The organism is Corynebacterium sp. AOP36-E1-14 (assembly GCF_052377495.1).
In the GTDB taxonomy this organism is placed as follows: Bacteria; Actinomycetota; Actinomycetes; order Mycobacteriales; family Mycobacteriaceae; genus Corynebacterium.
On sequence record NZ_JBQSWV010000005.1, the window covers coordinates 142,098 to 148,313 of the forward strand.

The 6,216-nt window shown below is 69.8% G+C and carries 6 protein-coding genes; 3 read left to right on the forward strand and 3 right to left on the reverse strand.

Annotation, left to right across the window (positions count from 1 at the left end):
• Position 1 precedes the first annotated feature (1 nt).
• Positions 2–640, reverse strand: coding sequence for a DUF3000 domain-containing protein (locus tag ACT3TD_RS04130; RefSeq protein WP_301443273.1), 639 nt, complete (start codon positions 638–640; stop codon positions 2–4).
• Positions 641–747: 107 nt separating this feature from the next.
• Between ACT3TD_RS04130 and hemE the strand changes: the two genes are divergently transcribed.
• From hemE to hemQ, 3 genes are all read left to right on the forward strand, one after another.
• Entirely contained in the window at positions 748–1,929 is a 1,182-nt protein-coding gene (gene hemE, locus ACT3TD_RS04135) for a uroporphyrinogen decarboxylase (protein ID WP_301443270.1), read from the forward strand.
• Positions 1,926–3,389, forward strand: coding sequence for a protoporphyrinogen oxidase (gene hemG / locus ACT3TD_RS04140; protein WP_301443271.1), 1,464 nt, complete (start codon positions 1,926–1,928; stop codon positions 3,387–3,389). Before hemE ends, hemG begins: the two co-directional genes overlap by 4 nt.
• Before the next feature lie 95 nt (positions 3,390–3,484).
• Positions 3,485–4,204, forward strand: a complete 720-nt coding sequence (hemQ, locus tag ACT3TD_RS04145) for a hydrogen peroxide-dependent heme synthase (RefSeq protein WP_301443274.1) — start codon at positions 3,485–3,487, stop codon at positions 4,202–4,204.
• 81 nt (positions 4,205–4,285) lie between these two features.
• Here hemQ and msrB read toward each other — a convergent pair whose 3' ends face one another.
• Entirely contained in the window at positions 4,286–4,717 is a 432-nt protein-coding gene (msrB, locus tag ACT3TD_RS04150) for a peptide-methionine (R)-S-oxide reductase MsrB (RefSeq protein ID WP_301443272.1), read from the reverse strand.
• A gap of 5 nt (positions 4,718–4,722) precedes the next feature.
• Positions 4,723–6,120 carry a glycosyltransferase family 87 protein gene (locus ACT3TD_RS04155; RefSeq protein ID WP_441579474.1) on the reverse strand — a complete coding sequence of 466 codons (1,398 nt, stop codon included), beginning with the start codon at positions 6,118–6,120 and terminating at the stop codon, positions 4,723–4,725.
• Positions 6,121–6,216: the final 96 nt, after the last annotated feature.

A 6,216-nucleotide genomic window follows, 5' to 3' on the forward strand; every position in this document is an offset into this window, starting at 1 on the left:
CTTACCTACCCTTCAGGGCGGTCACCCCTTCGGGCGGCAGGCCCGCCACGTTGGCGAGCACCTTGGAGAACGCGGTGACGTGGTCGGACAGGTCGGTGCCCGACGCCGTCCACGAGGCGCGCATCTCGACCTGGAAGGCGTGGGCCGGTCCGCCGATGTCACCGAACCTGCTGGACGCGGTGGCGGTGACGGTGCCGCCGAGGTCGCTGAAGGTGCTGCCGTGGAGCCCCTCGGTCAGCCAGTCCCAGGCGACCTCGGGCAGCAGCGGGTCCTCGGCGACCGAGGCGTCGAGGTCGGCCTGGATGTAGGCGACCAGCTTCATCATGCCCGGGCCCTCGGAGCCCTTGGGGTCGTGGAGCAGGATCAACCTGCCGAAGGCGTCACCGTCGGAGTCTGTGGGGACGGCGGCTTCCCCACCGTCGTCCCCACCGTCCCCGGGGAGCGACCCCGGTTGTATTCGGTCGACCTCCAGTCCGATGGCGTGGCTGTAGGGGGCGAGTTTCCGCGGCGGGCGGATGTCGGTCACCGTGATCCCGGTGCGCACCGTGGCGGCGTGCATGGAGGTGACCGCGTCCCGGAACGGCGCGGGGACGGTCGCCGCGGTGTCGGCGCCCAAGGCCTGACCCGCTGTACCTGTCATCTCTGAATCAACGCTCACACCGGCCAACATAACGGGCGGGCGGGGGTGTGTGGCGCAGGCGCGCCGTCGTTGCCGTAGTTCGCGCGGGAACTGGCATAATCGTGGACATGGTTGACCTGAACTCGTCCCCGGTCGGCGTCGCCGATCTCCGTCCGACTGAAGAGGCGGTCGCCACGGCGCGTGCCGCCCGCCGTGCCTCGCAGGACGCGCCGCTGCTGGCGGCGGTGCGCGGGGAGACGCCGTCGCGGCGTCCTGCGTGGATGATGCGTCAGGCGGGACGCTCCCTGCCGGAGTACCGCGAGCTGCGCCGCGAGGTCGGCATGCTCGACTCGTGTTTCCGTCCCGACCTGCTCGCCGAGATCACGATGCAACCGGTGCGCCGCCACGACGCGGACGCGGCGATCCTGTTCTCCGACATCGTGGTGCCGCTGAAGGCCGCCGGGGTGGCCGTGGACATCGTCGCCGGTCGCGGCCCGGTGCTGGAGTCGCCGGTGCGCTCGGCTGAGGCTGTCCAGGCCCTGCCGGTGGTGGAGGCCGCACAGCTCGAGGCGGTCGTCGAGGGCATCGGCGGGATCCTCGAGGAGCTGCGCGACGACCAGGTGCTCATCGGCTTCGCCGGCGCCCCGTTCACCCTGGCGTCCTACCTCATCGAGGGTGGCCCGTCGAAGAACCACGGCGTGACCAAGGCGATGATGTACTCGCAGCCGCAGCTGTGGCACGCGCTGATGGAGAAGCTGACCCCCACGGTCGTGCGGTTCCTGCAGGTGCAGATCGAGGCCGGGGCGGACGCGGTGCAGCTGTTCGACTCGTGGGCGGGCTTCCTCAGCCTGCGCGACTACCGCGAGTTCGTCGCACCCTACACCGAGCGCATCATCGCCGCGGTGCGTCCCTACGGTGTGCCGGTGACCCACTTCGGCGTGAACACCGGTGAGCTGCTCGGCGAGATGGCGGCCGTGGGCCCGGACATGATCGGCGTGGACTGGAAGACGCCGATGGACGTCGCCGCGCGCCGCGTGGCCGCCGACCTCGCCGCCGCGCACGATGCGGGCGATCCGCGGGTGCCGGCGGGCCGGACGGTGCGTGCGGTGCAGGGCAACCTGGACCCGGCGATCCTGCTGGCCGGACCGGACGTCATCGCCGAGCAGGTCGCCCGCGTCATCGCCGAGGGTGACCGTGCGGTCGCCGAGGGCAACGCCCTGGGACACGTCTTCAACCTCGGTCACGGCGTACTGCCGGAGACCGACCCGGATGCGATCACCCGGGCTTTCGCGGAGGTGCATGAACTGTGAGTGACGGACAGCGAGACGGTATCGGAGAGGCCGCGGGTGCCGGGGCAGGCCCGAGCGTGGCGGTCATCGGCGGGGGAGTGACGGGCATGTTCGCCGCCTGGGAGCTGCGCCGCCGGCTCGGCCCGGGCGCGCGGATCCTGGTGCTGGAGGCCTACGGGCGTCTCGGCGGGAAGCTGAAGACGGTGGACTTCGCCGCCGGGCCGGTGGACATGGGGGCCGAGGCGTTCCTGACCCGGCACACCGGCATGGCCCAGCTGGTCGCTGACCTTGGGCTGGAGTCCGAGCTGCGCACGCCCTCGGGTGCACGCAGCGCCTTCCTCGTCGACGGTGAGCTGGTCGACATCCCGTCCGCCACGGTGATGGGCGTTCCCGCCCGCGGCGCGGACGTGGCCGACGTGCTCACCGCGCAGGGCCAGGCCGCGGTGGACGCGGAGCTGGACGGCCCGGCGTTGCCGTGGATCGTCGGCGACGACGTCAACGTGGGCGAACTGGTGCGGCGGCGTTTCTGCGACGAGGTCGTCGACCGGCTGGTCTCCCCGATGCTGGGCGGGGTGTACTCCTGCTCCGCCGACGACCTGGGCCTGCGCGCGACCGTGCCGCAGATCGCCGAGGCGATGGACGACCTCGCAGGACGCGGCGACGACGTGTACCTGTCGACGGCGGTGGCGCAGGTCCTCGAGGACCGCGCGGCCGCGTCTGCGTCCTCGAAGGACGGTTCCGCCGGGCCGGCGTTCAACACCATGGCTTCCGGCTACCGCACGCTGATCAACCGCCTGGCGGAGGCGTCCGGCGCGGACATCCGGGTGAATACGCAGGTCGAGGAGATCGGACGCTACAACGGGCGGATCTACCTCGAACCCGTCGGCACCGTGGACGCCGTCGTCGTGGCGACGCCCGCACCCACGGCGTCCGTCCTGCTCAAGGACATCGCACCGGACGCCGCGGACATCCTCGGCGGGGTGAAGCTCGCCAGCTCCGCGGTGGTGGGTATGAGCTACAGCGGGACTGAGGGTGATCCCGGCATCCCGCAGCGCTCCGGGATCCTCATCGGTGCGGACGGCCCGACCCACGCCAAGGCCTTCACCTTCTCCTCACGCAAGTGGCCGCACCTGGGCGAGCGCGACGGCGGCCGTGGTGGTTTCGTGCGCGCCAGCTTCGGCACCTACCAGGACTCCAGCCTGCTCGAGGTGGACGACGAGACCCTGGTCGAGTACGCCATCGCCGACCTGGAGAAGGTCGCCGGGGTCACCGCCAGGCCCGCCGAGACCTTCGTCCAGCGCTGGTGGGGCGGGCTGCCGGTCTACGGCGTCGGCCACACCGAACTCATGGGTATCGCAGAGTCGGCCGTCTCCGAGATCCCGCGGGTTGCGGTGGCCGGCGCGAGCCTGCACGGCGTGGGCGTACCCGCCTGCGCCGAGACCGGCCGTGCCGCGGCACGCAAGATCGCCGCGGAGTTGTGACGCCCGGCTCCCCTGTCAAGGGGTGGGAGCGTCCCGCGGGCGGCTAGAATCAGGGATGACGAACGACAACTTTCACAGGACAGGTGGTTGACAGCATGGCCAAGCTCGACTTCAGGGAGCTCAACGAGAAGCTGCAGTACACGATGTGGTCCGTGTTCACGGTCCGCAACGGTGAGCTGCCCGAGGGGGAGGAGGCCCGCGCCGCGGTCGCCGAGGACTTCGCGTCCTTCCTGGCGTCCTACGACGACGAGGAGCTCACCGTCCGCGGCGTGTACGACCTCACCGGCCAGCGTGCCGAGGCCGACATCATGATCTGGTGGCACGCCGAGAAGTTCGAGGACCTGCAGCGTGCCTACCGTCGCTTCCTGAAGGAGACGACCCTGGGCCGTGCCTGCGACGGCTACTGGTCGAACTCCGCGCTGCACCGTCCGGCGGAGTTCAACAAGTCCCACCTGCCGTCCTTCATCATGGGCGAGGACCCGGCCGAATGGATCGCCGTGTACCCGTTCGTGCGCTCCTTCGAGTGGTACCTGCTTCCCGACCAGGAGCGTCGCACGATCCTCGCCGAGCACGGCATGGCCGCCCGCGGGTTCGACGAGGTCCGCGCGAACACCGTGCCCGCCTTCGCCCTCGGCGACTACGAGTGGATCCTCGCCTTCGAGAGCCCCACCCTGGACCGCATCGTGGACCTGATGTACAAGATGCGCTACACCGAGGCCCGTCGCCACGTCCGCGAGGAGGTGCCGTTCTTCACCGGCCGCCGCGTGAACGCTGATGCGGAGGACCTCGCCGGCTTCATCGCCGAGCTGCCCTGACACCTCACCGCAGACAGTAACCCCGTAGGACGCTCGGAGCGTCCTACGGGGTTACTGTCTGTGATGCGCCGCGGCGCGGCGTCAGGCCTCGCGCAGCTGCAGTGCGATGCCGTTGATGCAGTAACGCAGGTCGGTGGGGGTGTCGTAGCCCTCGCCGGCGAAGACGTGGCCCAGGTGTCCGCCGCAGGTGGCGCACACGACCTCGGTACGTCGGGTACCGAGGGAATCGTCCACGCGGGTCTCCACCGCGTCGGAGTCCGCCGGGTCGAAGAACGACGGCCAACCGCAGTGCGAGTGGAACTTCTCCGTGGAGCGGAACAGCTCGCTGCCGCACCCACGGCACACGTAGACGCCCTGCTCCTCGGAGTCGGTGTACTCACTGGTGTACGGCCGCTCCGTGGCGGAGTTGCGCAGCACCTGGAACTCGTCCGGGGAGAGACGCTGCTTCCACTGCTCGTCGCTCAGCGCGGAGAAGTCCTCGAGGGGACGGACGTCGGGGTTGTTCTCGGTCATGGTGGCTACCTCTGTTCCTGCTCTACGTGCTCGTTCTTCTCTGATGCCTCTTCCGGTGCACCGTGGTGCTGGCGCCGCCAGTCGGTGACGAGCCAGACGACCACGGACGTCGCGGCGGCCAGGATGATCAGCCCCCAGCCGACGGTGCCGCGGGTGTACTCGACGATACGCCCGGGCCACTCCCACCGGTCGGAGTTCCAGGAGTCACCCGACATGCACCAGTAGATACCGACCCAGATGACCGGGTTGTGCATCACCGAGAACCGGCAGAACACGGTGAAGATCATCGGGATCAGCATCATCGAGTAGTACATCTGGCCCAGCGAGCTGACAAGGAACACCCCGGTCATCAGGATGCCGGCCGTCGTCGCCGACCACATCAGCGGGTCGGAGTTGCGCCAGCGCAGCAGACCCAGCACCGCGACAGCCACACCCATGGCGAACAGTGCGCGCATCAGCAGCACGAACCAGTCGGACATGCCGAAGTACACGCCCACCCCCGAGACCGAGGAGTTGGCGTAGTCCCGGACCTCGCCGAGGTAGGGCATGAGCTTGTCCAGGTAGTCCCCGGGCCGTGCCATCAGGGGCCAGGCGGCGAGGTTGAACGCCACCGGCACCGCGAGTCCGGTGACCACGGCCCACCACTGCCGACGCACGAACGGCAGGAAGAGCAGGACGGCGAACTGCGGCTTCACGGTGATCGCCAGGCCCACGGCGATGCCCGCCAGGACGGTGGCCCACGTGCTGCGCGTCCCCGTCCCGGCGCCGCAGCGCCAGGAGACGTCGCCGGCGCCGACCAGGATCCACCACAGGAAGACGACCTCGACGAAGAGCAGCACACCGTTGATGTTGGAGAACAGCAGGGTGTTGGTGATCGACTCGGTGGAGAACACCAGGAAGGCCGCCACGGGCAGAACCGGGCCGGTCAGCGACCGGCGGGCCAGTTTCGTCAGGATCGCCAGGGCCACGAGGACCGCGACGCCGTTGGCGAAGATGAACAGGATCCGGCCGGAATCCCAGGTCGGCAGGTAGGACAGCGGGCTGAGCAGCAGCGTGCCGCCGGGGGAGTAGAGGTAGTGCGGGTCGACGAAGGTGTAGTTCTCGTCGTACACCGGGACGCCGTCGATGAACCGGTGCAGCGCGTTCCACACGGTGGTGAAGTCGTCGGTGGGGTGGCTGTTCTGCGGGCTGAGGAACACCCGGTGGATCATCGTGAATATGGCCAACGGCCAGGCCGCCATGGTGAGCACACCGGCCGGGGTGCGCAGGGAGTCCCGGAGGGCGTCCATACGGGAAGTCGTCCCGCCGGATGTGGCAGCGGCGCCGGTGTCGCCGGGGTCTCCGGAGCCACCGGGGCGTGCGCTGCCGGAGGAGGAGCCGGCCGGGGTCATCTTTGCAGTCACGGTCCCTGACTCTACTGGCTTCACGCCGCGACCCCGGGGACCGCCACGGTCGCGCCCGGGACAGACACCCCCGGGCGCATCGGCGTTGCCGGCCTG

What these genes read in the sequence shown, in the direction of transcription:
- msrB (WP_301443272.1), bottom strand. Translation starts at nt 4,717, where the DNA reads ATGACCGAGAACAACCCCGACGTCCGTCCCCTCGAGGACTTCTCCGCG.
- hemE (WP_301443270.1), top strand. Translation starts at nt 748, where the DNA reads ATGGTTGACCTGAACTCGTCCCCGGTCGGCGTCGCCGATCTCCGTCCG.
- ACT3TD_RS04130 (WP_301443273.1), bottom strand. Translation starts at nt 640, where the DNA reads ATGACAGGTACAGCGGGTCAGGCCTTGGGCGCCGACACCGCGGCGACC.
- hemQ (WP_301443274.1), top strand. Translation starts at nt 3,485, where the DNA reads ATGGCCAAGCTCGACTTCAGGGAGCTCAACGAGAAGCTGCAGTACACG.